Raw genomic sequence first — 26999 nt, 5'->3', positions numbered from 1 at the left:
AACGGTCCAAGGAGGAGCCCCATGCACGAACGCGAACGCCATCGCATCATACTGAGCGCCGTTCAGGAAAAGTCCGTCGTGACGGTTCAGGATATTTCCGAACTGACCGAGGCTTCCGAGGCGACGATTCGGCGCGACATCGCGGCTCTTCATGTCCAGGGCAAGATCCGGCGTGTGCGCGGCGGCGCCGAAGCGGTGCATCCGCCGCAGCTCGGAAATCTCGCCGGGCGCCCCTTCCGCGTTTCGGAATCGGTCAACATTGACAAGAAGCGCGCAATCGCACGCCAGGCGGTCGAGCTTTGCGATCCGGGCGACGCGATCATCATCAACGGTGGCACGACCACCTTCCAGATGGTGCATTTCATGGCGGCGCACCGCCTGCAGGTGATGACCAATTCTTTCGCGATCGCCGAACATCTGGTCAAGCACTCGAAGAACACGGTGACGGTGCCAGGCGGCGCGATCTATCGCGAGCAGAGCCTGATCCTCTCCCCCTTCGACAATGACGCGATCCGTAATTTCTATGCCCGTCGCTTCTTTATCGGCGCGCAGGGCATCGGCCCGCTCGGCATCATGGAAGCCGACGCGCTGATCATCCAGAGCGAGCAGAAGCTGATGCATCAGGCCGACGAACTGGTCGTCATGGCCGATTCCAGCAAGTTCCATCGCCGGTCGAGCCTCATTCTGTGCCCGCTCGAGCGTGTGTCTACCATCATCACCGATGACGGCATTCCAGAGGAAGCCGTCAGGATGATCGAGAATGCCGGCATCAGGCTCATTGTCGCGAGCCCGGTCGCCCAAGCAATCAAGGAGGATTCCTCGTCGGTCGCATAAGGCGCCGGAGAGGTGTGAAGAGTGTCAATCAAGTGGGAGGATGAAAGCATGAAACTCGCAAAGAAACTCGCAATCGGCGTGGCATTTGCCGTCGCCATGATGGCCGGAACGGCAAGTGCTGCCGACATCAAGATCGGTCTCGTCGTGAAGTCGCTCGGCAACGGCTTCTTCGATGCCGCCAACAAGGGTGCGCAGGAAGCCGCCAAGGAACTCGGCGGCGTCGAGGTCATCTATACCGGTCCGACGACGACGACGGCCGAAGGCCAGATCGAAGTCATCAACTCGCTGATCGCCCAGGGCGTCAGCGCCATCGCCGTTTCGGCCAACGATCCCGACGCGCTCGTTCCGGCGCTGAAGAAGGCTACACAGCGCGGCATCAAGGTCATCTCCTGGGATTCCGGCGTGGCACCTGAAGGCCGTATCCTGCAGCTCAACCCGTCGTCCAACGAGCTGATCGGCAAGATGTGCCTGACGCTGGTCAAGGACCATCTCGACGGCGGCAAGGGTGACTTCGCCATCCTGTCGGCCACGACCACCTCGACCAACCAGAACATCTGGATCGACCAGATGAAGAAGCAGCTCAAGGATTTCCCGGGCCTCAACCTCGTCACCACCGTCTATGGCGACGACCTTTCGGACAAGTCCTATCGTGAAGCCGAAGGCCTGCTGAAGGCAAACCCGAACATCAAGGTCATCGTCGCTCCAACGACGGTCGGCGTTCTCGCCGCGTCCAAGGTCGTCGAAGACAAGGGCCTTATCGGCAAGGTCTACGTCACCGGTCTCGGCCTGCCGTCCGAAATGGCCGGCGCGATCAAGTCGGGCGCCACGAAGGAATTCGCCATCTGGAACCCGATCGATCTCGGCTACTCCGCAACGCAGATCGCCTATCGCCTCGTCAAGGGCGAGACCGACGGCAAGCCGGGCAGCGAGATCGAAGCCGGCCGCATGGGCAAGATCAAGGTCGGCGACAACGGTGAAGCCGCCATGGCCGATCCCTTCGTCTACAATGCTTCGAATATCGACCAGTTCTCCAAGGTCTTCTGATCGTTAAGACCCCTTCTGGCCTGCCGGCCATCTCCCCCACAAGGGGGGAGATAATCTGAAGCAACGCCTCCGCCCATCGCGAGCCTCGGCATCGCGATGGGTAAAGCCCCTCCCCCTTGTGGGGAGGGGTTGGGGAGGGGTTTTCAAGGTGAAACGAATAATGCACGCCGCAACGCAAAAGCACGATGTCAGCCCCATGCCCGATACACCGGCCATTCTGGAAATGCGCGGCATCTCCCAGATCTTTCCGGGCGTGAAGGCGCTCGACAATGTCAGCATAGCGCTGCATCCCGGCACGGTGACCGCGCTGATCGGCGAAAACGGCGCCGGCAAATCGACGCTGGTCAAGATCCTGACCGGCATCTACAGGCCGAACGAAGGCGAGATCCTGGTCGACGGCCAGCCGGTGACCTTTGCCAGCGCCCAGGCCGCGATCGATGCCGGCGTCACCGCCATCCATCAGGAAACCGTGCTGTTCGACGAGCTGACGGTTGCCGAGAATATCTTCCTCGGCCACGCACCGCGCACGCGTCTGCGCACCATCGACTGGCAGGCGATGAACAGCCGCGCCAAGGCGCTGCTGACCGCGCTCGAAAGCAACATCGACCCGACGATCCGGCTGAAGGACCTCTCGATCGCGCAGCGCCACCTAGTGGCGATTGCGCGCGCTCTGTCGATCGAGGCCCGCATCGTCATCATGGACGAACCGACGGCAGCCCTTTCCCGCAAGGAGATCGACGATCTCTTTCGCATCGTCCGGGGCCTGAAGGAAAAGGGCAAGGCGATCCTCTTCATCAGCCACAAGTTCGACGAAGTGTACGAAATCGCCGACGATTTCGTTGTCTTCCGTGACGGCCGCGCCGTCGGCCAGGGCCGGCTCAAGGAAACACCGCAGGACGAGATCGTCCGCATGATGGTCGGCCGCGACGTCGAGAATGCTTTTCCGAAGGTCGATGTCGCCATCGGCGGCCCGGTTCTGGAGATCCGCAACTACAGCCATCGTACCGAATTCCGCGATATCTCGTTCACGCTGCGCCAGGGCGAGATTCTCGGCATATACGGCCTGATCGGCGCCGGGCGTTCGGAACTGTCCCAATCGCTCTTCGGCATCACTAGGCCGCTCTCCGGCACCATGATGCTCGAAGGCCGCGAAATCACCATCCATTCGCCGCAGGACGCGATCCGCGCCGGCATCGTCTATGTGCCGGAGGAGCGCGGCCGCCACGGCTTGGCGCTGCCGATGCCGATCTTCCAGAACATGACGCTGCCTTCGCTTAGCCGCACCTCGCGCCGGGGCTTCCTCAGGGCGGCAGAAGAATTCGCGCTCGCCCGCAAATATGCCGAGCGCCTGGATCTGCGCGCCGCCGCCCTTTCCGTCCCGGTCGGCACGCTGTCGGGCGGCAACCAGCAGAAGGTCGTCATCGGCAAATGGCTGGCGACGGCGCCGAAGGTCATCATCCTCGATGAACCCACAAAGGGCATCGACATCGGCTCGAAGGCAGCCGTGCACGGCTTCATCAGCGAACTCGCCGCCGAGGGCCTGTCGATCATCATGGTCTCGTCCGAACTGCCCGAAATCATCGGCATGTCGGACCGCGTCCTGGTGATGAAGGAGGGTCTCGCCGCGGGGATTTTCGACCGCGCCGAGCTGTCGCCGGAAGCGCTGGTGCGCGCCGCCACCGGCAATGCATAAGGTAAAAGCATGGCAAGACTGATCAGAAAACGCGAAACCCTGCTGTTCCTCATCATCGTGGTGATGATCGCGATCTTTTCGACGCGCGCCGCCGATTTCGCAACGCCGGAGAATCTGGCCGGCATTTTCAACGATACCTCCATCCTGATCATCCTGGCGTTGGCGCAGATGACGGTTATCCTGACGAAATCGATCGACCTGTCGGTTGCCGCCAACCTCGCCTTCACCGGCATGGCGATCGCGATGATGAATGCCGCCTATCCCGACCTGCCGCTCGTCATGCTCATCCTTGCCGCGATCGTCATCGGCGCGTGCCTCGGCGCCATCAACGGCTTTCTCGTCTGGGCGCTCGAAATCCCGCCGATCGTCGTCACACTCGGCACGCTCACCATCTATCGCGGCATGGCCTTCGTGCTGTCGGGCGGGGCGTGGGTCAACGCCCATCAGATGACGCCGGTCTTCCTGTCGGTGCCGCGCACGCCGATCCTCGGCCTGCCGGTTCTCGGCTGGGTGGGCATCATCATCGTGCTTCTGATGTATGTCCTTCTCAGATACACTCAGTTCGGCCGCTCGGCCTATGCCACCGGCGGCAATCCGACCGCGGCCGTTTATGCCGGCATCGATACCGGCTGGACGAAGTTCCTGGCCTTCGTTCTGTCGGGCGCCTTGGCCGGACTTGCGAGCTATCTCTGGGTATCGCGTTATGCCGTCGCCTATGTCGATATCGCCAACGGCTTCGAGCTCGACAGCGTCGCGGCCTGCGTCATTGGCGGCATTTCGATTGCCGGCGGCGTCGGCTCGGTCGCCGGCACCGTGCTCGGCGCGCTTTTCCTCGGCGTCATCAAGAATGCATTGCCGGTGATCGGCATTTCACCCTTCACGCAGATGGCGATCTCCGGAACCGTCATCATTCTCGCCGTCGCCTTCAACGCCAGGCGTGAGCGCAACCGCGGCCGAATCATCCTGCGCGACCGCGCCGCAGCCGAGATCAGAACGGAGGCCGCAGCATGAGCGCCGTGTCCACACGCGAAAAGCGGGTCATCCCCGACCGCCTCGGCACACCCTTCCGCCGCATCGTCGCGAGCTGGGAAGTGCTGCTCTTTGCCGTCGCCGTCCTGATCTTCATCTTCAATTCGCTGGCTTCGCCCTATTTCCTCGATGCCTGGAATCTTTCGGACGCCACCTTCAACTTCACCGAAAAGGCAATGATTGCCTTCGCCATGGCGCTGCTCGTCATATCAGGCGAGATCGACCTTTCGGTCGCAGCGATCATCGCGCTCGCCTCGACGGCGATGGGCGCGGCAGCGCAGGTCGGCATCGGCACACCGGGTCTGGTTGCGATCGGCATCGGCACCGGCCTCGCCTGCGGCATCTTCAACGGTGTGCTGGTCTCGGTGCTGAAACTGCCGTCGATCGTCGTCACCATCGGCACGATGAGCCTTTTCCGCGGCATTTCCTATATCGTCCTCGGCGACCAGGCCTATGGCAAATACCCGGCGGAGTTCGCCTATTTCGGCCAGGGTTATGTCGTCTGGGTATTCTCCTTCGAATTCGTGCTCTTCATCGTGCTGGCGATCCTCTTCGCCGTGCTGCTGCATGCGACGAATTTCGGCCGGCAGGTCTATGCGATCGGCAACAACGACTTCGCCGCCCGCTTCTCCGGCATTCCGGTCGAGCGCGTCAAATTCATCCTCTTCCTGCTGACCGGCGTCATGAGCGGCATCGCCGCCGTCTGCCTGACCTCGCGCCTCGGCTCGACCCGGCCGTCGATCGCCCAGGGCTGGGAACTCGAGGTCGTCACCATGGTCGTGCTCGGCGGCATCTCGATCCTCGGCGGCTCCGGCACGATCGTCGGCGTTGTCATCGCTGCCTTCGTGATGGGCCTCGTCACCTTCGGCCTCGGCCTGCTGAACGTGCCCGGCATCGTCATGTCGATCTTCATCGGCCTGCTTTTGATCATCACCATCGCGATTCCGATCATCGTCCGCCGTATCAAGCTCATGAGCTCCCGATGACTTTAGAAAAACACGCTTTCAAGATGCAGTTCAACCCCGGCATGGAAGCCGAATATCGCAGGCGGCATGACGAGATCTGGCCGGAACTGGTCGATCTCCTGCACAAGTCAGGCGCCAGCGACTATTCCATCTATCTCGACCGCGAGACCAACACGCTGTTCGGCGTGTTGACGCGGTCCACTGATCACACGATGGCGAGCCTGCCGGACCATCCTGTCATGAAGAAATGGTGGGCTTATATGGCCGATATCATGGCGACCAATCCCGATAATTCGCCGGTCCAGAGCGACCTGGTCACCGTCTTCCATATGCCATGAACACTACCTCCTATCGCCGCATCGCCGTCCTCGACATCGGCAAGACCAATGCCAAGGTCGTCGTGCTCGACAGCGAGACGGGCGCCGAGATCGCCGTGTTGAAGCGGCCGAATATCACGATCAAAACCGGTCTCTATCCGCATTACGACGTAGAGGCTCTCTGGACCTTTGCGCTCGATGCGCTGAAGAGCCTCGCGCGCGAGCCCGGCTTCGACGCCATTTCGATCACCACCCATGGCGCCTCCGCAGCACTCCTTGCCCGGGACGGCACGCTTGCCATGCCTGTCATCGATTATGAACACGAATATCCGCAGGAAATCCGCGATGCCTATACCGCACTGCGCCCCTCCTTCGACGAAACCTTCTCGCCGCGCCTGGCGATGGGTCTCAACGTCGGCGCGCAGTTGCACTACCAGAAGACCACCTTTCCCGAGGAATTCGCAGAGGTGGCGGCCATCCTCACCTATGCGCAATACTGGACGGCGCGGCTGACGGGTGTGGCCGCCAATGAGCTGACTTCGCTCGGCTGCCACACCGACCTCTGGAACCCGAGGGCCGGCCGCTATTCCTCACTCGTCGACAGGCTCGCCATCCGCGGCCTCATGGCGCCGATCCGCTCCGCCTTCGATGCGCTCGGCCCGGTCCTGCCCGACATCGCCGCTGAGCTCGGCCTTGCCGCGCCCGTGCCGGTCTATTGCGGCATTCACGATTCCAATGCCTCGCTGCTGCCGCATCTGGTTCATCGGGAGGCACCCTTTGCCGTCGTCTCCACAGGCACATGGGTCATCAATTTCGGCGTCGGCGGCGATCTCGATCATCTCGATCCGAAACGCGATACCCTCGCCAATGTCGATGCCTATGGCCGGGCCGTCCCCTCTTCCCGTTTCATGGGTGGGCGGGAATTCGAGATCCTTTCGGCCGAGATCGGCCCTGTCGACGCAGAAGCCGCTCAGGCGGCAATCGGTCCAGTCATCGCTAAGGGCATGATGCTGCTGCCAAATATCGCCCTCGGTTCCGGGCCTTTCCCAGGAAAGGCAAGCCGCTGGATCGGTGCCGAAGAAGCAAGCCGCGAGGAGCGCTTTGCCGCTGCCTGCCTCTATCTCGCTTTGATGACCGATGCCTGCCTCGGACTGATCGGCGCCAAAGGCCCGGCTATCGTCGAAGGGCCGTTTGCGCTAAATGAGACCTATCTCCAACTGCTGGCGGTCCTGACCGGCCGCGAGGTCATGGCGCTTCCAGGTTCGACCGGCACCAGCCAGGGTGCCGCCCTTCTGACCGGCATCCGGCCGGTGTCGAGCGCCGAGACGCATATTCCGCCGACCGATATCCCCGGACTGACCGCCTATCGCACTCGCTGGTACGCGGCGATGGAATAGGAGCTTTTCCAAGAACAGACCTTGTTCATCCTTGTCTTGTGATTAGTGTGCACCTCGAAAATCAGGTCGAGGAGATAGCATGACAGAGACATTCGATCCGCGCGCCCTTGCAGCCGGGCTTCACAGCCTGCGGCAGGCCGGTCGTCAGGAGGCAACGGACACGTTCGCGCTGCCAGCCGATCTCGATCAGGCGATGGAGGCACAGGACTTGCTTGCCGCCGCGGACGGTATTTCGAGCAATGCCTGGAAGGTGACGGTCTCGCCGCGGGGCCAGGCGGTCACCGGCCCGCTGCATCCCTATGCCGAAGCCGTCTCAGGCGCTGACATTCCCTGGTATCCGGGCCTGAAATTCGAGACCGAGATCGCCGTCCGTCTTGGCAGGGACCTGCCGATCCGCACAGGCGCTCCCTACAGCCGCGCCGAGGTGGTCGAGGCGATCTCCGCTGTCTATCTCGGCGCTGAACTGCTGGTGAGCGCCATCAGGGAAAGCGGCAGCGTTTCGTTTCTGCTGTTCGTCGCCGACCGGCTCGGCAATAGCGGCTATGTGCTCGGCCCGGAGGTCGAAAAAGGCGTCGTCGACACCGCCGGCGGAACACCGCTCAAGGTCACCCATGCCGGCCGCATGATCTATGATGGTCCAGCACAGCATCCGAAGGGCGACGTTCTCACCTGGCTCGTCGATTACGCTAATGACGGCTTGCGCCCCGAGACATCGCTGAAGACGGGTGCGCTCATCACCACAGGCACGTTGAGCGGCGCGATCGAACTGACCGAACCCGGCGAGATCGACATCCTGCTCGGCAATAGCAGCCTCAGCTTCTCGGTGTCGAAGGGTTGATTTGATGCCGCGGTGCCTACGCCTTCTCGCGGAACATCTCGATGATGGCGGAAAAATCCCTTCCGCCATTGCCCTGCTTTTCGAAAAGCGCATAAAGCTGTGCTGCTTCCGCGCCGAGCGGGGTGGAGGCGCCGCTCGCCAGGGCCGCCTCCTGCGAGAGCCTGAGATCCTTCAGCATTAGTGCCGCGGCAAAACCCGGTTTGTAGCCATTGTTTGCGGGCGAGTTCGGCACCGGTCCGGGCACCGGACAATAGGTATTGATCGACCAGCACTGGCCCGACGAGGTCGAGGCGACGTCGAACAGCGCCTGATGCGAGAGGCCAAGTTTCTCGGCGAGCACGAAGGCTTCGCAGACGCCCACCATCGAGATACCGAGGATCATGTTATTGCAGATCTTCGCCGCCTGGCCGGCGCCGGCCTCGCCACAATGGACGATCTTCTTTCCCATGGCCTCGAGGATTGGTTTTGCCCTTGCGAAGGCTTCTTCCGAGCCGCCGGCCATGAAGGTCAGCGTGCCCGCGGTCGCCCCACCCGTGCCGCCGGAGACGGGAGCGTCGAGCGACAAGCAGCTGGCGGCCTTGGCCATTTCATGCGCCTTGCGGCTACTTTCGACATCGATGGTCGAGCAATCGATGACCAGCGTGCCCTGAGCCGCAGTCTGCAGGATATCGGTCCAGGCCGTCAGCACGTGCTTGCCCTGCGGCAGCATTGATATGACGATCTCCGCGTCCTTGACCGCCTGGCTGGCATGGCTTGCCGGCTTGACGCCGCTCTCCTCGGCCGCCTTCAGCACCGAAGCCGCGAGATCGAAGCCCAGGACCTCGTGGCCTGATTTGACCAGATTGGCCGCCATCGGCCCACCCATGTTGCCGAGGCCGATGAATGCGATCCTTGCCATGGTCTTCTCCTATCGATTGTCTTCGAGGATCATTGCTGCCGCCTTTTCGGCGATCATGATGGTCGGCGAATTGGTGTTGCCCGAGGTGATCGACGGCATCACCGAGGCGTCGGCGATCCTGAGCTTGCCGAGCGCCCGGAATCTCAGCCTGGGATCGACGACGCTGTCCCTGTCGGCGCCCATGCGGCAGGTGCCGACGGGATGGAAGATCGTCGTGCCGATCTCGCCCGCCGCCCGCTCCAGATCGGCCTCCGTCTGATAGGCAGGCCCCGGCTTGAATTCCTCCGGCCTGAACCGCGCAAACGAAGGCTGCGCGACGATCTTGCGCGTCAACCGTATTGAACGGACAGCTATGTCACGATCGCGCTGCGTCGAGAGGTATTTAGGGCTGATCGTCGGCTGGGCGGCAAAATCCGGGCTCGAGAGGTGGACAGAACCGCGGCTTTCCGGCCTGAGGTTGCAGACGCTCGCGGTGATCGCCGGAAAAGGATGGACGGGATCGCCGAACTTTTCCAGCGAGACCGGCTGCACATGATATTGCAGGTCGGGCGTTTCCCGGTCCGGGCCCGATCGAGTGAAGATGCCGAGCTGGCTCGGCGCCATCGCCATCGGCCCGGAGCGGCGGACGAGATATTCGAGCCCGATCGCCGCCTTGCCGATTAGCTTCGTCGCCTTCTCGTTCAGCGTCGGAACGCCCGTGACCTTATAGGCCAGACGCAGTTGCAGATGGTCCTGCAGGTTCTCACCGACACCCTTGACTTCGGTGACGACATCGACGCCCGCTTGGCTGAGAACCTCGCCCCGGCCGATGCCCGACAGTTCCAGGATATGCGGAGAGCCGATAGAACCGGCCGAAAGGACGGTTTCTTTCGCGGCATAGGCGCGTTTCGCCAAGCCCCGATGCTGGAATTCGACGCCGGCAACGGCGCCTTCCTCCACCAGCAGCCGCCGGACCTGCGCCTTGGTGAGCACGGTCAGGTTGGAGCGTTTCATCGCCGGGCGCAGGAAGGCCTTCGACGTGTTCCAGCGAATGCCGGAACGCTGATTGACGTCGAAATAGCCGGAGCCCTCGTTGCTGCCGCGGTTGAAATCCGCGGTCTCCGGAATGCCGGCTTCCCTGGCAGCCAGCTGGAAGGCATCGAGCACGGCCCAGCGCACCCGCGCTTTCTCGATCCGCCATTCGCCGCCGGCACCATGCATCTCGTCTTCGCCGCGATAAAAATCCTCCGACTTGCGGAAGAATGGCAGAACATCGTCCCAGCCCCAGCCGCTGCAGCCCATCTGCCGCCAGAGGTCGTAGTCGCGCGCCTGACCGCGCATGTAGATCATGCCGTTGATCGACGTACAACCGCCGAGCACCTTGCCGCGCGGATAGCTCAGCGCCCGGCCGTTCAGCCCCGCTTCCGGCGCCGTGGTGAAGCACCAGTCGGTGCGCGGATTGTTGATGCAATAGAGATAACCGACTGGAATATGGATCCAGTGATAATTGTCGCTGCCGCCGGCTTCGAGCAGCAGTACCCGGCTCCTGCCATCGGCCGACAGCCGGTTGGCGAGCACGCAGCCGGCGCTGCCTGCCCCGATGATGATATAGTCGTAACGATCCATGCCCCGCACGAGACTCCAGATGCTTGCCGCTTTCCTCTCCCCGCAGCACGGGGAGAGGAAGAGTCGCAGCGTCGCCGCCCGTCTCTTTTCCGGGGAAAAGTAATTCTTCCCGGAAAGAGAGAGGTCCGCCCGTTCAGCGGCGATAGACGAAGCCCAGTTTCCGCCCCAGCCGAGAGGCGTAGAATTCACCGATGATGCCACGGCGGAAGATCAGCACGCAGACCATGAAGACGATGCCGGTGATGATCGTCACCGGGAATTCCGACGTGGCGAGGTAGTTTTCCAGCGCCACCACCAGCCCGGCGCCGAAGAGCGGGCCGATCAGCGTGCCGATGCCGCCGAGCAGCGTCATCAGGATCACCTCGCCCGACATCTGCCAGGCGACGTCGGTCAGCGTCGCAAACTGGAAAACGATCGATTTCACCGCGCCCGCGAGCCCGGCAAGCGCTGCCGACATGACGAAGGCGCCGAGCTTGTAGCGCGCCACGGAATAGCCAAGCGAGATCGCCCGTTGCTCGTTCTCACGGATTGATTTCAGGATCATGCCGAAGGGTGAATTGATGAAGCGCCAGATGATCAGCACGCCGATGATGAACACGGCCAACACGAAATAATACATGTTGGTCGAGCTGTTCAGATCGATGAAGCCGAAGAGATGGCCGCGCGGCACGGACTGGATGCCGTCCTCGCCCTCGGTGAACTTCGCCTGCAGGCAGAAGAAGAAGAACATCTGCGACAGAGCCAGCGTGATCATCGCGAAATAGATGCCCTGCCGGCGGATGGCGAAGAAACCCATGACGAGCCCGAGAAACGCCGCACCCGCCACGCCGATCAGGATGCCGAGTTCCGGCGGCAAGCCCCATGCCTTCACCGTATAAGCGGTGAAATAGGCAGCACCGCCGAAGAAGGTGGCATGGCCGAAGGAAAGCAGGCCAGTATAGCCGAGCAGCAGGTTGAAGGCGCAGGCAAAGAGCGCGAAGCAGAGCAGCTTCATCAGGAAAATCGGATAGAAGAAGAACGGTGCCAGCAGCAGGAGCAGCAGCCCGGCCAGCAGGAAGCCCGCCTGCACCGAAAGGGCGGTCCGGCTTTTTTCCGTTCGGATGGTGTCGGTGATGTCGGCCATGTCAGGCATCCCGTCCGAAGAGGCCCGCGGGCCTGATGAGAAGCACGATCGCCATGATGACGAAGATCACGATGTTCGACGCCTCGGGATAGAAGACCTTGGTCAGACCCTCGGCGATGCCGAGCACATAACCGGTGATGATCGCGCCCATGATCGATCCCATGCCGCCGACGACGACGACGGCGAAAACGACGATGATCATGTTCGAGCCCATCAGCGGCGAGACCTGGTAGATCGGCGCCGCCAGCACGCCGGCAAAGGCGGCGAGACCGGCGCCGAGCGCATAGGTTAGCGTCAACAGCACCGGCACGTTGACGCCGAAGACCTGCACCAAAACGGCATTTTCGGTGGCGGCCCTGAGATAGGCGCCGAGCTTGGTCTTTTCGATCAGCAGCCATGTGCCGAGGCAGACGACGAGCGAGACGACGACCACCCAGCCGCGATAGATCGGCAGGAACATGAAGCCGAGATTGGCCCCGCCGGCAAGGGCCGCCGGTGTCGCATAGGGCTGGCCGGAAGAGCCGTAGAGATAACGGAAGGTGCCCTCGACCGCGAGCGCCAGCCCGAAGGTGAAGAGCAGGCCGTAGAGCGGATCGAGATCATAGAGCTGCCGCAGGAACAGCCGCTCGATGATAGCGCCGGCAAGGCCGACGATAGCGGGCGCCAGGATCAGTGACGGCCAGTAGCCGATGCCGGCATAGGTCAGCAGCAGGTAGGCGACGAAGGCGCCGAGCATATATTGCGCGCCATGGGCGAAGTTGATCACCCTAAGCAGGCCGAAGATGATGGCGAGGCCGAGGCTGAGCAGCGCGTAGAACGAGCCGTTGATCAGGCCGATCAGCAGCTGGCCGAGCAGCGCCTGCAGGGGAATGCCGAAGATCATCGTCATCTGGTCACACTCCCAGAACCTTGTGCAGCGTATCCATGCGCTGCGGCAGTTCACCGACCGGGAATTCCGACACCATCTGCCCATGATCCATCAGATAGAAGCGATCGGCAATACGGCTGGCGAAACGGAAATTCTGCTCGACGAGCAGGATCGTCATGCCGCGCTCCTTGAGTTTCTTCAGCACCTCGCCGATGCGCTGGACGATAACGGGGGCAAGCCCCTCCGTCGGTTCGTCGAGAATGAGCAGCCTGACGCCAGTGCGCAGGATCCGGGCGATCGCCAGCATCTGCTGCTCGCCGCCTGATAGTTTGGTGCCCGGGCTGCCGCGGCGCTCGTAGAGATTGGGGAAGAGCTCATAGATCTCGTCGAGCGTCATGCCGCCCGCTGCCACGACAGGCGGCAGCAGCAGGTTTTCCGAAACGGTAAGCGTCGAGAAGATGCCGCGCTCCTCCGGCACGAAGCCGATGCCCCGATGCGCCGTCTTGTGCAGCGGCACCTGCATCATATCACTGCCGGCAAAGCTGATCTTGCCCTTACGGGACCGCACGATGCCGGTGATGGTGCGCAGCGTCGTCGTTTTGCCGACGCCGTTGCGGCCGAGAATGGTGATCGTCTCGCCTTCGGCCACACGCATGTCGACGCCGTGCAGGACGTGGCTTTCGCCGTACCAGGCATTGAGCCCCTGGACTTCGAGGAGAGCGGCCATCAATGCTCCTCCGTGCCCATATAGGCCACACGCACGCGCTCGTCCTGGCTGACGGTGGCATAGTCGCCCTCGGCGAGGATCTCGCCGCGCTGGAGCACGGTGACATGCTGGCAGATATTGGCGACGACGGAGAGATTGTGTTCGACCATCAGCACCGCCCGGTCGCGGGCGACGTCGCGGATGATCGACGAGACGACGCCGACATCCTCCTGCCCCATGCCGGCCATCGGCTCGTCGAGCAGCAGCACTTTCGGATCCAATGCCAGTGTGGTGGCGATCTCCAGAACGCGCTTGCGGCCATAGGAAAGATCGGCGGCGATGTGATCGCGCTCCTTGGACAGCCCGACGCTCGCCAGCAGTTCGTCGGCGCGCTCGTTCAGCCGGCCGAGCGCGGACAGCGGCTGCCAGAACTGCGTGGAAAGATTGTTCGGCCGCTGCAGCGCCACCCGGACATTGTCGAGAACGGTCAGATGCGGAAAGACCGCCGAGATCTGGAAGGAGCGAACGAGCCCCATGCGCGCTACTTTGTCGGGCGGCGTTTTGGTGATGTCGGTGCCCATCAGTGTGATGGTGCCTGAGGTCGGCTGCAGGAACTTGGTCAGCAGGTTGAAGACCGTCGTCTTGCCGGCGCCGTTCGGGCCGATCAGCGCATGCACGCTCGCGTCATGCACGTCGAGATCGACGTTCTTGACGGCCGTGAAGCCGCCGAAATCGCGGCGCAGGCCGCGGGCGGACAATACCACCCGCGGCTTTTCCTGAGTTTCAATTGCGGAAACCGCCATCGTGCTTACTTCACCAGATCGCAGCCGCTCTTGGCGGGATCGATATAGGCTTCCTTGCCGGGAATGGTGGCGAGCACGTTGAAGTAATCCCACGGCTCCTTGCTTTCGGCAGGCTTCTTGACCTGCAGCAGGTACATGTCATGGATCATACGGCCATTGGCGCCAACCGTGCCGCCGCGGCCGAAGACGTCGTCGACCGGCATTTCATGCATCTGCTTGGCGACGGCTTCCGTCTCGTCGGTGCCGGCCTTCTGCACCGCCTTCAGATATTGCGTCACTGCTGAATAGGTACCGGTGTGGATCATGTTCGGCATCTTGCCGGTGCGGGCGAAGAATTTCTTGGCGAAGGCGCGGCTTTCGTCGTCGCGGTTCCAGTAGTAACCTTCCGTCAGCGTTAGCCCCTGCGCCGCATCGAGGCCGAGACCGTGGACTTCGGCCAATGTGAAGAGTAGTGCCGCCAGATGCTGGCCGCCTTGGGTGATGCCGAATTCGGCCGCCTGCTTGATGGCGTTCGAGGTGTCGAGGCCGGCATTGGCAAGGCCGATCACCTTGGCGCCGGACGATTGCGCCTGCAGCAGGAAGGACGAAAAGTCCTGGGTCGACAGTGGGTGGCGGACGGCGCCGACGACCTTGCCGCCACTCGCCTTGACGTAATCGCTGGTCTGCTGCTCCAGCGAATAGCCGAAGGCATAGTCGGCAGTCAGGAAGAACCAGCTGTCGCCGCCCTGCTTGACGAGCGCGCCGCCGGTGCCGACAGCCAGCGCATGGGTGTCGTAGGCCCAATGGAATCCATAAGGCGAGCAGGCCTTGCCGGTGAGATCCGTAGTGGCCGCACCCGTGACGATATCGATCTTCTTCTTCTCCTTGGCGATCGCCTGCACGGCGAGCGCCACCGACGAGGTCGTCAGTTCCATGATCGCATCCACCTGCTCGGTGTCGTACCACTGGCGGGCGATGTTGGAGGCTATATCCGGCTTGTTCTGGTGGTCGGCATCGACGATCTCGACCGGCACATCAAGCACCTTGCCGCCGAAATCTTCGACCGCCATCTTGGCGGCTTCGACAGAAGACTTGCCGCCGAAATCGGCATAGACACCCGACTGATCGTTCAGGATGCCGATCTTGACCTTGCCGTCGGTCGCGCTCTGCGCGAGTACCGCAGTGCTGCTCGCGAGCAGAAATGCAACTGATACAATGAAATTCTTACGCATATTCTCTCCTCCCAGAGATTGGCCAGATTGCGGATCTGTTCAGATTTGGCCAGCCGCACTCCTCAGAGCGGCGGACCCTGCCCTTACGATCACGGAAATTCCCCGTTGAAGCAACGGGTGGTTTACAACTAATTCCAAACAGTATCTGTTCGTTTTTGAACAGATGAGGATCGCGATGAACAATCCACCGCAGTTTACTTGGGACGATCTGCAGTTTTTTCTAGCCGTCGCCCGCACCGGACAGCTGTCGACCGCCGCCAGGCAACTGCGCTCCAGCCATGCCACCGTCTCGCGCCGCATCGACCGGCTGGAGTTCACCCTCAAGGTCAAGCTGTTCGAGCGCAATCCCCGCGGCTACGTGCTAACCGCCATGGGCACGCGCTTCGTCGAGACGGCCGAGAGGATGGAGCAGGAGACCGAACGGCTGCGCGCCGACCTCGCCGACGGCTCGATGGCGCAGCGCGGCCTTGTGCGGCTCAGCGCGCCGGAGGGTTTTGCCAATTTCTTCTTCGCAACCGTGCTGCCGCAGTTTGCCGCCCAGCATCCGCACCTGGCGCTGGAACTGGTGACGATCCAGCAGATCATGTCGCTGTCGCGCAAGGAGGCCGATCTTTCCGTCGTGCTCGACGAACCGAAGGGCGGGGCGTATTTCGCCGAGAAGCTGACGGATTACCACCTGCAGGTATACGGCTCGCGCGATTATCTGGCCAAGGCGTCTGACATCAACTCCCGCGAAGACCTGCTCAGCCATCCCTTCGTCAGCTATATCGAGGAAATGATCTTCGCGCCGGGCCTGGATTATCTGGGCGATGTGCACCCGCGCATCAAGCCGCAGTTCCAGAGCTCCAGCATCTTCGCGCAGCTGACTGCCACGAGAAACGGCCTCGGCCTCTGCATCCTGCCCTATTTCTTCGCCAGCCGTTATCCCGAACTCGTGCGCGTGCTGCCAGACGAGATCGACCTCAAGCGCCATTACTGGATCACTTGCCATCGCGACCTGAAACAGGCGCCCCGCGTGCGCGCCGTCATCGATTTCCTCCGTGAGGCGGTGCGCGGCGAGGATGCGCGCTTCGTCCCGCCCTATGTCACCGCCGCCGGCCCCGCGCGCCGGGCAAGAGCGGATGTTTAGATCATGAGTGGCATGATACCAGCTATTTCAGGAATTCGGCCCGGTGCGGGGTGAATGCATCGATCAGTCGGCCCTTTTCCAGCGCCTTGACGCCATGGACCAGATTGGGGGGCACGATGAAGCTGCCGCCCTGCTTGAGCACCTCGGTCCGGCCATCGATCGTCACTTCGAAACTGCCTTCGGCGACATAGCTCGCCTGGATGTGCGGATGCGAATGGGCGGCACCCACGGCACCGCTTTCGAAGGCCACTTCCACCATCATCATCTCGGGCAGGTAGGTCATGATGCGCCGGACGACACCGGGCTCGGGATTCACCCATTCGGCGCCTTCGGCCGATACGAACAGATCGCTTGACGACATTTCCGCCTCCTCGTTCCAGAATCGATCGCGGGCAAAGTGGATCATGCCGACGCTTTTGAAAAGATGGCGTGGCCCGTCTTTTCGGCGCGACGACCTTCTGTTGACGCGGTCGGCTGGCGGGTCTATGGCCAACTTGAGCGAGACAAGCCTGAACCGGGATGAGGAGACGCCGCCATGCAGCATACGCGCGAAGTTTTCGACTGGGCCGATCCGTTCCGCCTGGTGGAGCAACTGACCAGCGAAGAGCGCATGGTGCAGGATACTGCCCACGCCTATGCGCAGGAAAAGCTTGCGCCCCGCGTTCTCGACGCCTTCCGTAACGAAAAGACCGATCCTGAGATCTTCCGCGAAATGGGCGAACTCGGCCTGCTCGGCCCGACGGTCTCGCCGGATTATGGCGGCGCCGGCCTCGGTTACACCGCCTACGGCCTGATCGCCCGCGAGGTCGAAAAGGTCGATAGTGGTTATCGTTCGATGATGAGCGTCCAGTCATCACTCGTAATGGTGCCGATCGAAACCTTCGGGTCGCAGGCACAGAAGCTGAAATACCTGCCGAAACTCGCCACCGGCGAATGGATCGGCTGCTTCGGGCTGACCGAACCGGATCACGGCTCCGACCCCGGCTCGATGGCTACACGTGCCAAAAAGGTCGACGGCGGCTACAGCCTGACCGGCTCGAAGACCTGGATCTCCAACGCACCGATCGCCGATGTCTTCGTCGTCTGGGCAAAGACCGAGGATGGCCTCATCCGCGGCTTCATCCTCGAAAAGGGCTGGAAAGGGCTTTCGGCTCCCGCCATCCACGGCAAGGTGGGCTTACGCGCCTCGATCACCGGTGAAGTGGTGATGGACGGGGTCTTCGTGCCTGAGGAAAACCTTCTGCCTGATGTGACAGGCCTCAAAGGGCCGTTCACCTGCCTCAACTCGGCCCGCTTCGGCATCGCCTGGGGCGCACTCGGTGCTGCCGAGGATTGTTATGCGAGAGCCCGGCAATATACGCTCGAGCGCAAGCAGTTCGGCCGGCCGCTTGCCGCCAACCAGCTGATCCAGAAGAAGCTCGCCGACATGGCGGCGGAAATCGCGCTCGGCCTTCAGGGTTGTCTGCGGCTTGGCCGCATGAAGGAGGAAGGCCATCCGCCGGTGGAACTGACCTCGATCCTCAAGCGCAACAGCTGCGGCAAGGCGCTGGAGATTGCGCGGGCGGCCCGCGACATGCTCGGCGGCAACGGCATCTCCGACGAATTCGGCATCGCCCGACACCTCGTCAACCTCGAAGTGGTCAACACCTATGAGGGCACGCACGACATCCACGCGCTGATCATCGGCCGGGCGATCACCGGCATTGCCGCCTTTGCGAACTAGCCTCTTGGCGCGAAAGGGCGAATTGCCACGCGCCTGACAATGTGCAACCTTCGCTGAAGGCGGCAAGAGCCGGCAAAAAGGGGGGACCATGCATGTTTCTGCTTGTTGCATTGCTGATTGGTGTCATTGCCGGGCTTCGCGCCATGACGGCGCCCGCCGCCGTCGCCTGGGGCGCGGCGCTTGGCTGGTTTGATGTCTCGCAGACGCCGCTTGCGTTCATGGCTTACCAATGGACGCCGTGGATCTTCACGCTTCTCGCCGTCGTCGAACTGATCACCGACCAGCTGCCATCTACGCCTTCGCGCAAGGTGCCGGTGCAATTCGGCGCTCGCATTGTCATGGGCGGGCTGGCAGGTGCCACGATCGGCGCCGCCAACAGCCTGCTCTTCGGCGGGCTGATTGTCGGGGTGATCGGCGCCGTCATCGGCACATATGGCGGTGCTGCCGTCCGCGGCAGGCTCGCAGCGTCCTTCGGCAAGGATCTGCCGGCTGCTCTCATCGAGGATGCCGTCGCCGTCATCGGCGCGCTGCTGATCGTGGCCGTGTCATGAAGAGCTTCGACGCCATCGTTATCGGCGCCGGTCAGTCCGGCCCCTTCCTCGCTGCCCGGATGGTCGAAAAGGGCATGAAGGTGGCGCTGATCGAGCGCAAATTCCTCGGCGGCACCTGCGTCAATGCCGGCTGCATGCCGACGAAGACGCTGGTCGCCAGCGCCCGCGCCGCCCATGTCGCGAGAAACGGCGCCGTTTACGGCGTGAATCTCCAGGGCGAGATCGCCATCGACATGAAGGTGGTCAAAGCCCGTGCCGAAACCGTGACCATGAACGCCCGCAACGGCTTGATCGGCTGGTTCGCCGGCATGGACGGTATGACCGTGATTTACGGCCACGCCCGTTTCGAGGGCCCGAAGACCGTCAGCGTCAACGGCGAGACGCTGAACGCACCGCGCATCTTCCTCAATGTCGGCGCGCGGCCCGTCATCCCCGACCTGCCCGGGATCAACGATATCGACTATCTCACCAGCACCTCGATCATCCATCTCGACACGCTGCCGCGGCATCTGGCCGTCATCGGCGGCAGTTATATCGGGTTGGAATTCGCACAGATGTATCGCCGCTTCGGCGCCGAAGTCAGCGTCATCGAGCATGGCCCGAAGCTCGCATCGCGCGAGGACGAGGATATATCCGACGCGATCGCTGATGTCCTGCGCTCGGAGGGCATCGACATTCATACCGGCGCCAGCGACATCGCCTTCGCCAAGAGCAGCGACGGAATAACGGTCGCCACCGATTCAGCGAGAATCGATGCGAGCCATGTGCTGATCGCCACGGGCCGCAAGCCGAATACCGACGATCTCGGCCTCGATACCGCCGGCGTCATCACCGACAAGCACGGCTATATCACCGTCGACGACAGGCTTGCCACCAATGTCGACGGCATCTTAGCGCTCGGCGACTGCAACGGCCGCGGCGCCTTCACCCACACTTCCTACAATGATTTCGAGATCGCCGCCGCCAACCTGCTCGACGGCGACGATCGCAAGGTCTCGAGCCGCATCCTGGCCTATGCCCTTTATATCGACCCGCCGCTTGGCCGCGTCGGCATGACGGAGAAGCAGGCGCGTGCCTCGGGACGCAAGATCATGATCTCGACCCGGCCGATGAGCCGCGTCGGCCGCGCCAACGAGCGCGGCGAGACCAAAGGCTTCATGAAGGTGATCGCCGACGCCGAGACCAAAAAAATCCTCGGTGCGGCGATCCTCGGCATCGAAGGCGACGAGGTGATCCACGGCATCATAGACGCGATGAATGCGGGAACGACCTATCCGGCCTTGCAATGGTCGGTGCCGATCCATCCGACGGTGTCGGAGCTGATCCCGACGCTGCTTGGGGATTTGAAGCCGGTTTAGCTGTAGAAACCCCGGGCCGAGGACAGCTGCGTGTCTATCGAACTGCTGATCGAGCACTACGGCCTGTTGGCGATATTTCTGGGTTCAGCCTTCGAAGGCGAAACAGCCGCCTTCCTTGGCGGCGTGATTTCCCACCGCGGGCTGCTGACCTATTGGTCGGCGTCGCTTGCGGCAACGGCAGGATCGTTCGCCGGCGATCAGTTCTGGTTCTTCGCCGGCCGTTATGCGGCTCGATGGGGTCTCGTCCGCCGGCTGATGGAGACACCGGCGCTGGCGCGTGCAACCCGGCTCCTGGAAAGATATCCCACAGGCTTCATCCTTGCGTTTCGTTTCCTGGTGGGATTGCGGACGATCAGCCCGATCGTCATCGGCACGACGCGAATAGCGACCGGGAAATTCATCATCCTGAATGCCGTGGCCGCGCTGGTGTGGGGGCAGCTCTTCACGGCGCTGGGCTATTTGTTTGGGCACGGCCTTGAACAGACATTGGGCCGCCTTCCGCTTCACCGCCATCTCCTGATCGCAGTCGGAGCCGCGGCTGTCGTCGCAGCCGCGGCTCTTGCCTTTCGCAAGATGAAACTGAACGCCAAGCACTCATAGAGGTATGGCGTCCTATTCCATCACAATCTGCAGCTTCACGTCGCTCGGCCGCGCCTCGACGGCGCGGTCAAACGCCTTGATGGAATCCTCGAATTTGAACGTCTCTGATATCAGCGGCTTCAGATCCACGCGACCCGAGCCGAGCAGCGCGATCGAGCGCTCATACTGGTGCGCGTAGCGGAACACCGTCTCGATGCGGATTTCCTTGGTGGATGCCGTCGAGACGTCGAAGCCGATCGGGTTGACCGGCAGGCCGACGACGACGATGACGCCGCCCGGGCGCGGCAGCGCCATGATCGTCTCCCAGGCCTTTGGCGAACCGGAGCATTCGAAGACGACATCGGCGCCCCAGCCGTCGGTCAGCCGGGCAACTTCTTCGGCCAGGTTCTTCTCGCGGATATTGACCGGGATGACGCCCTGGTATTGTGCGGCGACATCGAGCTTCGGCTGGGCAAGATCAGCCACGATCGCGCGGGCGCAGCCGCCGGCAAGCGCCGCGATCGCCACCATGGTGCCGATCGGCCCGGCGCCGAGAACGACGGCAGTATCACCAGGCGTAATCTTCGCCTTGGCAGCCGCCTGCATGCCGACGGCGAAGGGCTCGACCATGGCGCCTTCGGCAAAGCTGACACTGTCGGGCAGCTTGAAGGTGTAGTTGGCGGGATGCACGACCTCTGGCGTCAGCACGCCATGGATCGGCGGGGTCGCCCAGAAGGTGACGGCCGGGTCGATATTGTACATGCCGAGCCGGCTTGCCTTCGAATTCGGATCGGGAATGCCGGGCTCCATGCAGACGCGGTCGCCCACTTTCAGATTCGTGACGCCGGTACCGACCTCGACCACCGTGCCCGCCGCCTCATGGCCGAGCACCATCGGCGCGTTGACGATGAAGGGGCCGATCTTGCCGTGGGTGTAATAATGCACGTCCGAACCACAGACGCCCACCGTGTGGATCCTGATCTTCACCTCGCCGGGGCCGGTTTTGAGCGGCAGATCGATATCGCGGAGCGCAAGCTCATGCTGGCGCTCGAGGACAAGCGCGCGGACTTTGGTCATCGTCGGTTTCCTTCCCTAATGGCTTGCCCATGACTCCATCGGGCAGCGTTGCAGCCGACTATAAAGCCCGAAGCCTTCCCAATTCAACCAGATTGCGAAGGCTTTTGCTCAACAAATGAAAAAATGCTCACTCGTACTTGCCGAGGCTCAGTGCCGGCAGCGGCCCGTCCGAAAACTGCGCCAACCTGGTCCGACGGTGAGCGGCCTCGCATGGGCATTTATAAGATTTTTATATTGATGGCCTGTCGTCCCGTCTCGAACCTTTATGCTCTTCGGCTCCATATTGACGTCCGAGAGATCGAAAGATCGTCTCCACGCCAGAAAGCATGAAAGGCGGCCTCCCAGCGCCCTTTGTCTTGTCTGACTCCAAGAAGAACGACAGGAGTCACGATCATAATGGATATCATTCTACTCGGCACGGCGATCATATTCTTTGCGCTGTGCTTTGCCTACACCCGAGCCTGCGACAGGCTTTGACAGGAGAAACGACGATGACCCTCGATTATGTCTTGAGCGGTGCCGTAACCGTGTTTCTCACCGTTTACCTCACCTACGCTCTCCTTCGCCCAGAACGCTTCTGAAGAGAACTGGCGCTTCTGGGGTCGCGCATGCGCGACCCCAGAAGCAGCCGGGTATTGAAAGTTTACCTCCATGACCCTCAACGGATGGCTTCAGATCCTGCTTTACTGCGGGATCGTGCTCGTGCTCGTCAAACCGCTCGGCGGTTACATGACGCGTGTCTATAACGGAGAGCGCACATTCCTCTCCCCGGTCCTCGTCCCGATCGAACAGGGGCTTTACCGTATTGCCGGCACCAGCGAGCGCGAAGAGCAGCACTGGACCTCCTATGCCTTCGCGATGCTGATGTTCAACCTCCTCGGCGTCCTCGTCCTCTACGCGCTCCTTCGCCTGCAGGACGTCCTGCCCTATAATCCGGCCGGCATGGCCGCCGTCCCGCCGGAGCTTTCGTTCAACACCGCCGTCAGCTTTCCCACAAATACCAATTGGCAGAATTATGGCGGCGAAAGCACCATGTCGTATCTGACCCAGATGGCCGGCTTCACGGTGCAGAACTTCCTGTCGGCCGCGACCGGCATGGCGATCGCGGTCGCCTTCATCCGTGCCTTCGCACGGGCGTCGGGCAAGGCGATCGGCAATTTCTGGGTCGATATGATCCGCGGCACGTTCTATATCCTGCTGCCGATCTGCATCGTGCTGACCATCGTCTACGTCTATCTCGGCGTGCCGCAGACGCTTGGCGCTTATGTCAATGCGACCACGCTCGAAGGTGCGCAGCAGACGATTGCCGTCGGGCCGGTCGCCTCGCAGCTTGCGATCAAGATGCTCGGCACCAACGGCGGCGGCTTCTTCAACGCCAATTCGGCCCATCCGTTCGAAAATCCCAACGCGATCTCCAATCTCATCCAGATGGTCTCAATCTTCACGATCGGCGCGGCTTTGACCAACGTCTTCGGCCGCATGGTCGGCAACCAGCGCCAGGGCTGGGCGATCCTTGCCACGATGGGCGTGCTGTTCCTCGCAGGTGTCATCGTCACATATTGGGCGGAAGCTGCCGGCAACCCGCTGATGCACGTTTTCGGTCTCGGCGGCGGCAATATGGAAGGCAAGGAAGTCCGCTTCGGCGTTGCCTTGTCTTCGCTCTTTGCGGTCATTACGACGGCCGCTTCCTGTGGCGCGGTCAATGCCATGCACGGCAGCTTCACCGCGCTTGGTGGCCTGATCCCTTTGATCAACATGCAGCTCGGCGAAATCATTGTCGGCGGTGTCGGCGCGGGTTTCTACGGCATCCTTCTCTTCATCATCGTCGCCGTCTTCGTCGCCGGCCTGATGGTCGGCCGGACGCCGGAATATCTCGGCAAGAAGATCGAGGCGAAGGAAATGAAGATGGCCGTTCTCGCCATTCTCTGCCTGCCGCTCGCCATGCTGGTCTTTACCGCAATCGCCACCGTGCTGCCCTCCGCCGTCGCGTCGATCGGCACCGCCGGCCCGCACGGCTTCTCCGAAATCCTCTATGCCTATACCTCGGCTGCGGCCAACAACGGTTCGGCTTTCGGCGGCCTGACCGGCAACACGCCCTGGTACAACGTGACGCTCGGCATCGGCATGCTCGCCGGCCGCTTCCTGGTCATCATCCCGGCGCTTGCCATCGCCGGCTCGCTGATCGCCAAAAAGACGGTTCCGGCTTCGGCAGGCACCTTCCCGACGGATGGACCGCTCTTCGTCGGCCTGCTGGTCGGCACGATCCTGATCGTCGGCGGCCTGACCTTCTTTCCGGCCTTGGCGCTCGGCCCTATCGTCGAGCACCTGGTCATGATCGCCGGCCAGACCTTCTGAGGTGATGCCATGATCCTCCGTCACAGGCTTCGCAACGCTCCCACCCTCGTCCCGGTGCGCCGGGACGAGGGAATGGCCCGACGACCCGCGCCCCCGACGTCATCCTGGTGATGATGGCAGGCTCCTCGTCATCGCCGCCATCTTCAAAATCCTACAGGGCTGACCGGCCGCCGGTTCGCCATCCTCGTTTCAAAGCTGGAGTCTCTTATGAGCCAGGCAAAATCCGCGAGCATCATGGATTCTCGCATCCTCATTCCGGCCGTGGGCGCCGCTTTCAAGAAGCTGAACCCGCGCGCGCTTGCCAGAAACCCGGTCATGTTCGTCGTGGCCACGGTCTCGGTGCTGACCACCGTCCTCTTCCTGCGCGATTTCGTAGCAGGCAACGGTAATCTCGGCTTCTCGTTTCAGATCAATCTTTGGCTCTGGTTCACCGTCCTCTTCGCCAACTTCGCCGAAGCCGTCGCCGAAGGCCGCGGCAAAGCGCAGGCGGATTCGCTGCGCAAAGCGCGCACCGAAACCCAGGCGAAGCTACTCACCGCCAACAACGGCAGCGGCTACCGCATGGTGCCGGGCACCAGCCTTAAGGTCGGCGATATCGTGCTCGTCGAGGCCGGCGACATCATCCCGTCGGATGGCGAAGTGATCGAAGGTGTAGCCTCCGTCAACGAAGCGGCGATAACAGGCGAATCCGCCCCTGTCATCCGCGAATCCGGCGGCGACCGCTCGGCCGTCACCGGCGGCACGCAGGTACTCTCCGACTGGATCCGTGTCCGCATCACCGCCGCTGCCGGCTCGACCTTCATCGACCGGATGATTGCGCTCGTCGAAGGCGCCGAACGCCAGAAGACGCCGAATGAGATCGCACTCAACATCCTGCTTGCCGGCATGACGCTGATCTTCGTGCTTGCCACCGCGACGATCCCGAGCTTTGCCATCTATGCCGGCGGCTCGATCCCGATCATCGTGCTCGTCGCCCTCTTCGTCACCCTGATCCCGACGACGATCGGCGCACTGCTCTCGGCAATCGGCATCGCCGGCATGGACCGCCTCGTCCGCTTCAACGTGCTCGCCATGTCCGGCCGCGCGGTCGAAGCTGCCGGCGACGTCGACACGCTGCTGCTCGACAAGACGGGCACGATCACGCTCGGCAATCGCCAGGCGACGAGCTTCCGTCCGGTCCGCGGCGTTTCCGAACAGGATCTCGCCGATGCCGCCCAGCTCGCCTCGCTTGCCGACGAAACGCCGGAAGGTCGTTCGATCGTCGTGCTCGCCAAGGAGAAATACGCGATCCGCGGCCGCGACATGGCAAGCCTGAAAGCAACCTTCGTGGCCTTCACCGCCCAGACCCGCATGAGCGGCGTCGATCTCGAAGGAGCCTCGATCCGCAAAGGTGCGGTCGATGCCGTGCTGGCCTATGTCAACGGCGATTCGTCCTCGAAAAACGGCAGCGAGGTGGTGCGCGAACTGCAGTCGATCGCCGACGAAATCGCCAAATCAGGCGGCACACCGCTGGCAGTTGCCCGCGACGGCAGGCTGCTCGGCGTCATACAGCTGAAGGATATCGTCAAGGGCGGTATCCGCGAGCGCTTCACCGAGCTGCGCCGCATGGGCATTCGCACCGTGATGATCACAGGCGATAACCCGCTGACGGCAGCCGCCATTGCCGCCGAGGCCGGCGTCGACGACTTCCTCGCCCAGGCAACGCCGGAAATGAAGCTGGCGCTGATGCGCGAGGAACAGTCGAAGGGCAAGCTCGTCGCCATGTGCGGCGACGGCACCAACGATGCGCCGGCGCTCGCCCAGGCCGATGTCGGCGTCGCCATGAACACCGGCACGGTCGCCGCCCGCGAGGCCGGCAACATGGTCGATCTCGATAGCGATCCGACGAAGCTCATCGAGATCGTCGAGATCGGCAAGCAGCTCCTGATGACGCGCGGCGCGCTGACGACGTTTTCGATCGCCAACGACATTGCCAAGTATTTCGCCATCATCCCGGCGATGTTCCTGACCTTCTACCCGCAGCTCGGCGTGCTCAACGTCATGGGATTGTCGACGCCGCAAAGCGCCATCCTCTCGGCGATCATCTTCAATGCCCTGATCATCATCGCGCTGATCCCGCTGTCGCTGAAAGGTGTCCGCTACCGTCCGATCGGCGCCGGCTCGCTACTGTCGCGCAACCTGCTGATCTACGGTGCCGGCGGCATCATCGTCCCCTTCATCGGCATCAAGGCGATCGACATGGCCGTCGCAGCCCTCGGACTCGCCTGAACACTCCAAGGAGTAAGACAATGTTCAAAGAACTTCGTCCGGCAATCGTCATGATCGTCGCCACCACCGCCATCACCGGTCTTCTCTATCCCCTCGCCATGACGGGTGCTGCCCAGGCCCTCTTCCCGACCCAGGCGAACGGCAGCCTGATCGAGAAGAACGGCCAGGTGATCGGCTCGACGCTGATCGGCCAGGCCTTCACCAGCGACAAGTATTTCCACGGCCGCCCTTCGGCCGCCGGCGACGGCTACAATGCGGCTGCCTCCAGCGGTTCGAATCTCGGCCCGACCAGCCAGAAGCTGATCGACCGCGTCAAGGGCGACTACGAGACCGCCAAGGCGACGAACCCGAACGCGGAGGTGCCCGCCGACCTCGTCACCGCTTCGGGCAGTGGCCTTGATCCCGATATCTCGCCGGAGGCTGCCTACTTTCAAGTGGCGCGCGTCGCCAAGGCACGTGGTGTTGATGAGGCCAAGGTCAAGGCGCTGGTCGACGGTGTGGTTCATGCCCGCGAAATCGGCATTCTCGGCGAACCCACAGTCAATGTTCTGGCGTTGAACCAGAGCCTTGATGCTTCTATGACTCGGTGACGTCGGAAGGCTGAGGGCGCCTCTGTAGGCCAGGGCGA

The 26999-nt window shown here is 62.4% G+C and carries 26 protein-coding genes; 17 read left to right on the top strand and 9 right to left on the bottom strand.

The window, feature by feature from the left end; genetic code table 11:
* Positions 1 to 21 precede the first annotated feature (21 nt).
* The 8 genes from N1937_RS30610 (at position 22) to N1937_RS30575 (ending at position 8117) form a co-directional block, all read left to right on the top strand.
* Positions 22 to 834: a DeoR/GlpR family DNA-binding transcription regulator gene (locus tag N1937_RS30610; RefSeq protein WP_011655152.1), complete on the top strand. Its 813-nt coding sequence runs from the start codon at positions 22 to 24 to the stop codon at positions 832 to 834.
* A 48-nt stretch (positions 835 to 882) separates the two neighbouring features.
* The gene (gene rhaS, locus N1937_RS30605) at positions 883 to 1878 is read left to right on the top strand and encodes a rhamnose ABC transporter substrate-binding protein (RefSeq protein WP_162115313.1); all 996 of its coding nucleotides are present in this window, start codon (positions 883 to 885) and stop codon (positions 1876 to 1878) included.
* 160 nt (positions 1879 to 2038) lie between these two features.
* A complete protein-coding gene (locus N1937_RS30600; protein WP_162115364.1) occupies positions 2039 to 3571 on the top strand; it encodes a sugar ABC transporter ATP-binding protein in 1533 nt (510 codons plus the stop codon).
* A gap of 9 nt (positions 3572 to 3580) precedes the next feature.
* Positions 3581 to 4582: an ABC transporter permease gene (locus N1937_RS30595; protein ID WP_162115312.1), complete on the top strand. Its 1002-nt coding sequence runs from the start codon at positions 3581 to 3583 to the stop codon at positions 4580 to 4582.
* The gene (locus tag N1937_RS30590; protein ID WP_260060270.1) at positions 4579 to 5586 is read left to right on the top strand and encodes an ABC transporter permease; all 1008 of its coding nucleotides are present in this window, start codon (positions 4579 to 4581) and stop codon (positions 5584 to 5586) included. Before N1937_RS30595 ends, N1937_RS30590 begins: the two co-directional genes overlap by 4 nt.
* The gene (gene rhaM, locus N1937_RS30585; protein WP_260060269.1) at positions 5583 to 5903 is read left to right on the top strand and encodes an L-rhamnose mutarotase; all 321 of its coding nucleotides are present in this window, start codon (positions 5583 to 5585) and stop codon (positions 5901 to 5903) included. The genes N1937_RS30590 and rhaM overlap by 4 nt, the downstream gene beginning before the upstream one ends.
* Entirely contained in the window at positions 5900 to 7279 is a 1380-nt protein-coding gene (locus N1937_RS30580; protein ID WP_260060268.1) for an FGGY-family carbohydrate kinase, read from the top strand. Before rhaM ends, N1937_RS30580 begins: the two co-directional genes overlap by 4 nt.
* 79 nt (positions 7280 to 7358) lie before the next feature.
* Positions 7359 to 8117, top strand: a complete 759-nt coding sequence (locus tag N1937_RS30575; RefSeq protein WP_260060267.1) for a fumarylacetoacetate hydrolase family protein — start codon at positions 7359 to 7361, stop codon at positions 8115 to 8117.
* A 16-nt stretch (positions 8118 to 8133) separates the two neighbouring features.
* On the opposite strand, the gene mmsB is transcribed toward N1937_RS30575, so the two are convergent.
* The 7 genes from mmsB to N1937_RS30540 form a co-directional block, all read right to left on the bottom strand.
* The gene (gene mmsB, locus N1937_RS30570; RefSeq protein ID WP_260060266.1) at positions 8134 to 9015 is read right to left on the bottom strand and encodes a 3-hydroxyisobutyrate dehydrogenase; all 882 of its coding nucleotides are present in this window, start codon (positions 9013 to 9015) and stop codon (positions 8134 to 8136) included.
* Positions 9016 to 9024: 9 nt separating this feature from the next.
* Complete coding sequence (locus N1937_RS30565) at positions 9025 to 10620, bottom strand: GMC family oxidoreductase (protein ID WP_260060265.1); 1596 nt, start codon at positions 10618 to 10620, stop codon at positions 9025 to 9027.
* Between the two features lie 133 nt (positions 10621 to 10753).
* Positions 10754 to 11743, bottom strand: a complete 990-nt coding sequence (locus N1937_RS30560) for a branched-chain amino acid ABC transporter permease (RefSeq protein ID WP_170260475.1) — start codon at positions 11741 to 11743, stop codon at positions 10754 to 10756.
* 1 nt (position 11744) lies between these two features.
* Positions 11745 to 12632, bottom strand: coding sequence for a branched-chain amino acid ABC transporter permease (locus N1937_RS30555; protein ID WP_260060264.1), 888 nt, complete (start codon positions 12630 to 12632; stop codon positions 11745 to 11747).
* A gap of 4 nt (positions 12633 to 12636) precedes the next feature.
* Positions 12637 to 13338 (bottom strand): ABC transporter ATP-binding protein, encoded by a 702-nt coding sequence (locus N1937_RS30550; RefSeq protein ID WP_222280274.1) that lies wholly within the window; start codon positions 13336 to 13338, stop codon positions 12637 to 12639.
* Positions 13338 to 14120, bottom strand: a complete 783-nt coding sequence (locus N1937_RS30545; RefSeq protein WP_162115303.1) for an ABC transporter ATP-binding protein — start codon at positions 14118 to 14120, stop codon at positions 13338 to 13340. The genes N1937_RS30550 and N1937_RS30545 overlap by 1 nt, the downstream gene beginning before the upstream one ends.
* Positions 14121 to 14125: 5 nt before the next feature.
* Entirely contained in the window at positions 14126 to 15331 is a 1206-nt protein-coding gene (locus N1937_RS30540; protein ID WP_260060263.1) for an ABC transporter substrate-binding protein, read from the bottom strand.
* A gap of 175 nt (positions 15332 to 15506) precedes the next feature.
* Here N1937_RS30540 and N1937_RS30535 point away from each other — a divergent pair, with 175 nt between their 5' ends.
* The gene (locus tag N1937_RS30535) at positions 15507 to 16460 is read left to right on the top strand and encodes a LysR family transcriptional regulator (RefSeq protein ID WP_222280272.1); all 954 of its coding nucleotides are present in this window, start codon (positions 15507 to 15509) and stop codon (positions 16458 to 16460) included.
* A gap of 22 nt (positions 16461 to 16482) precedes the next feature.
* Here the strand turns inward: N1937_RS30535 and N1937_RS30530 are convergent, their stop codons facing one another.
* Positions 16483 to 16821 (bottom strand): cupin domain-containing protein, encoded by a 339-nt coding sequence (locus tag N1937_RS30530; RefSeq protein WP_011655128.1) that lies wholly within the window; start codon positions 16819 to 16821, stop codon positions 16483 to 16485.
* Between the two features lie 174 nt (positions 16822 to 16995).
* On the opposite strand from N1937_RS30530, the gene N1937_RS30525 reads away from it, so the two are divergent.
* From N1937_RS30525 to N1937_RS30510, 4 genes are all read left to right on the top strand, one after another.
* Entirely contained in the window at positions 16996 to 18183 is a 1188-nt protein-coding gene (locus tag N1937_RS30525) for an acyl-CoA dehydrogenase (RefSeq protein ID WP_260060262.1), read from the top strand.
* A 92-nt stretch (positions 18184 to 18275) separates the two neighbouring features.
* Positions 18276 to 18734: a DUF4126 domain-containing protein gene (locus N1937_RS30520; protein WP_162115298.1), complete on the top strand. Its 459-nt coding sequence runs from the start codon at positions 18276 to 18278 to the stop codon at positions 18732 to 18734.
* Positions 18731 to 20092 carry an FAD-containing oxidoreductase gene (locus N1937_RS30515; protein ID WP_222314844.1) on the top strand — a complete coding sequence of 454 codons (1362 nt, stop codon included), beginning with the start codon at positions 18731 to 18733 and terminating at the stop codon, positions 20090 to 20092. The genes N1937_RS30520 and N1937_RS30515 overlap by 4 nt, the downstream gene beginning before the upstream one ends.
* A 30-nt stretch (positions 20093 to 20122) precedes the next feature.
* Positions 20123 to 20692, top strand: a complete 570-nt coding sequence (locus N1937_RS30510; protein ID WP_170258362.1) for a DedA family protein — start codon at positions 20123 to 20125, stop codon at positions 20690 to 20692.
* Positions 20693 to 20704: 12 nt separating this feature from the next.
* On the opposite strand, the gene N1937_RS30505 is transcribed toward N1937_RS30510, so the two are convergent.
* On the bottom strand, positions 20705 to 21748 hold the full coding sequence (locus N1937_RS30505) for an NAD(P)-dependent alcohol dehydrogenase (protein ID WP_260060261.1): 1044 nt from the start codon (positions 21746 to 21748) through the stop codon (positions 20705 to 20707).
* Between the two features lie 491 nt (positions 21749 to 22239).
* Here N1937_RS30505 and N1937_RS30500 point away from each other — a divergent pair, with 491 nt between their 5' ends.
* The 4 genes from N1937_RS30500 (at position 22240) to kdpC (ending at position 26961) form a co-directional block, all read left to right on the top strand.
* Positions 22240 to 22329: a K(+)-transporting ATPase subunit F gene (locus tag N1937_RS30500; protein ID WP_003547774.1), complete on the top strand. Its 90-nt coding sequence runs from the start codon at positions 22240 to 22242 to the stop codon at positions 22327 to 22329.
* 70 nt (positions 22330 to 22399) lie between these two features.
* The gene (gene kdpA / locus N1937_RS30495; RefSeq protein ID WP_260060260.1) at positions 22400 to 24103 is read left to right on the top strand and encodes a potassium-transporting ATPase subunit KdpA; all 1704 of its coding nucleotides are present in this window, start codon (positions 22400 to 22402) and stop codon (positions 24101 to 24103) included.
* Between the two features lie 207 nt (positions 24104 to 24310).
* Positions 24311 to 26371 (top strand): potassium-transporting ATPase subunit KdpB, encoded by a 2061-nt coding sequence (gene kdpB / locus N1937_RS30490; RefSeq protein WP_260060259.1) that lies wholly within the window; start codon positions 24311 to 24313, stop codon positions 26369 to 26371.
* A gap of 20 nt (positions 26372 to 26391) precedes the next feature.
* Positions 26392 to 26961, top strand: coding sequence for a potassium-transporting ATPase subunit KdpC (gene kdpC, locus N1937_RS30485; protein WP_017968356.1), 570 nt, complete (start codon positions 26392 to 26394; stop codon positions 26959 to 26961).
* Positions 26962 to 26999: the final 38 nt, after the last annotated feature.

Origin of the sequence: Rhizobium sp. WSM4643, from assembly GCF_025152745.1 — a bacterium.
In the GTDB taxonomy this organism is placed as follows: Bacteria; Pseudomonadota; Alphaproteobacteria; order Rhizobiales; family Rhizobiaceae; genus Rhizobium; species Rhizobium leguminosarum_I.
This window is presented reverse-complemented; position numbering and strand designations above follow the sequence as displayed.

Coding starts and splice junctions, on each gene's coding strand:
- N1937_RS30610 (WP_011655152.1), top strand. CDS start 22: ATGCACGAACGCGAACGCCATCGCATCATACTGAGCGCCGTTCAGGAA.
- rhaS (WP_162115313.1), top strand. CDS start 883: ATGAAACTCGCAAAGAAACTCGCAATCGGCGTGGCATTTGCCGTCGCC.
- N1937_RS30600 (WP_162115364.1), top strand. CDS start 2,039: ATGCACGCCGCAACGCAAAAGCACGATGTCAGCCCCATGCCCGATACA.
- N1937_RS30595 (WP_162115312.1), top strand. CDS start 3,581: ATGGCAAGACTGATCAGAAAACGCGAAACCCTGCTGTTCCTCATCATC.
- N1937_RS30590 (WP_260060270.1), top strand. CDS start 4,579: ATGAGCGCCGTGTCCACACGCGAAAAGCGGGTCATCCCCGACCGCCTC.
- rhaM (WP_260060269.1), top strand. CDS start 5,583: ATGACTTTAGAAAAACACGCTTTCAAGATGCAGTTCAACCCCGGCATG.
- N1937_RS30580 (WP_260060268.1), top strand. CDS start 5,900: ATGAACACTACCTCCTATCGCCGCATCGCCGTCCTCGACATCGGCAAG.
- N1937_RS30575 (WP_260060267.1), top strand. CDS start 7,359: ATGACAGAGACATTCGATCCGCGCGCCCTTGCAGCCGGGCTTCACAGC.
- mmsB (WP_260060266.1), bottom strand. CDS start 9,015: ATGGCAAGGATCGCATTCATCGGCCTCGGCAACATGGGTGGGCCGATG.
- N1937_RS30565 (WP_260060265.1), bottom strand. CDS start 10,620: ATGGATCGTTACGACTATATCATCATCGGGGCAGGCAGCGCCGGCTGC.
- N1937_RS30560 (WP_170260475.1), bottom strand. CDS start 11,743: ATGGCCGACATCACCGACACCATCCGAACGGAAAAAAGCCGGACCGCC.
- N1937_RS30555 (WP_260060264.1), bottom strand. CDS start 12,632: ATGACGATGATCTTCGGCATTCCCCTGCAGGCGCTGCTCGGCCAGCTG.
- N1937_RS30550 (WP_222280274.1), bottom strand. CDS start 13,338: ATGGCCGCTCTCCTCGAAGTCCAGGGGCTCAATGCCTGGTACGGCGAA.
- N1937_RS30545 (WP_162115303.1), bottom strand. CDS start 14,120: ATGGCGGTTTCCGCAATTGAAACTCAGGAAAAGCCGCGGGTGGTATTG.
- N1937_RS30540 (WP_260060263.1), bottom strand. CDS start 15,331: ATGCGTAAGAATTTCATTGTATCAGTTGCATTTCTGCTCGCGAGCAGC.
- N1937_RS30535 (WP_222280272.1), top strand. CDS start 15,507: ATGAACAATCCACCGCAGTTTACTTGGGACGATCTGCAGTTTTTTCTA.
- N1937_RS30530 (WP_011655128.1), bottom strand. CDS start 16,821: ATGTCGTCAAGCGATCTGTTCGTATCGGCCGAAGGCGCCGAATGGGTG.
- N1937_RS30525 (WP_260060262.1), top strand. CDS start 16,996: ATGCAGCATACGCGCGAAGTTTTCGACTGGGCCGATCCGTTCCGCCTG.
- N1937_RS30520 (WP_162115298.1), top strand. CDS start 18,276: ATGTTTCTGCTTGTTGCATTGCTGATTGGTGTCATTGCCGGGCTTCGC.
- N1937_RS30515 (WP_222314844.1), top strand. CDS start 18,731: ATGAAGAGCTTCGACGCCATCGTTATCGGCGCCGGTCAGTCCGGCCCC.
- N1937_RS30505 (WP_260060261.1), bottom strand. CDS start 21,748: ATGACCAAAGTCCGCGCGCTTGTCCTCGAGCGCCAGCATGAGCTTGCG.
- N1937_RS30500 (WP_003547774.1), top strand. CDS start 22,240: ATGACCCTCGATTATGTCTTGAGCGGTGCCGTAACCGTGTTTCTCACC.
- kdpA (WP_260060260.1), top strand. CDS start 22,400: ATGACCCTCAACGGATGGCTTCAGATCCTGCTTTACTGCGGGATCGTG.
- kdpB (WP_260060259.1), top strand. CDS start 24,311: ATGAGCCAGGCAAAATCCGCGAGCATCATGGATTCTCGCATCCTCATT.
- kdpC (WP_017968356.1), top strand. CDS start 26,392: ATGTTCAAAGAACTTCGTCCGGCAATCGTCATGATCGTCGCCACCACC.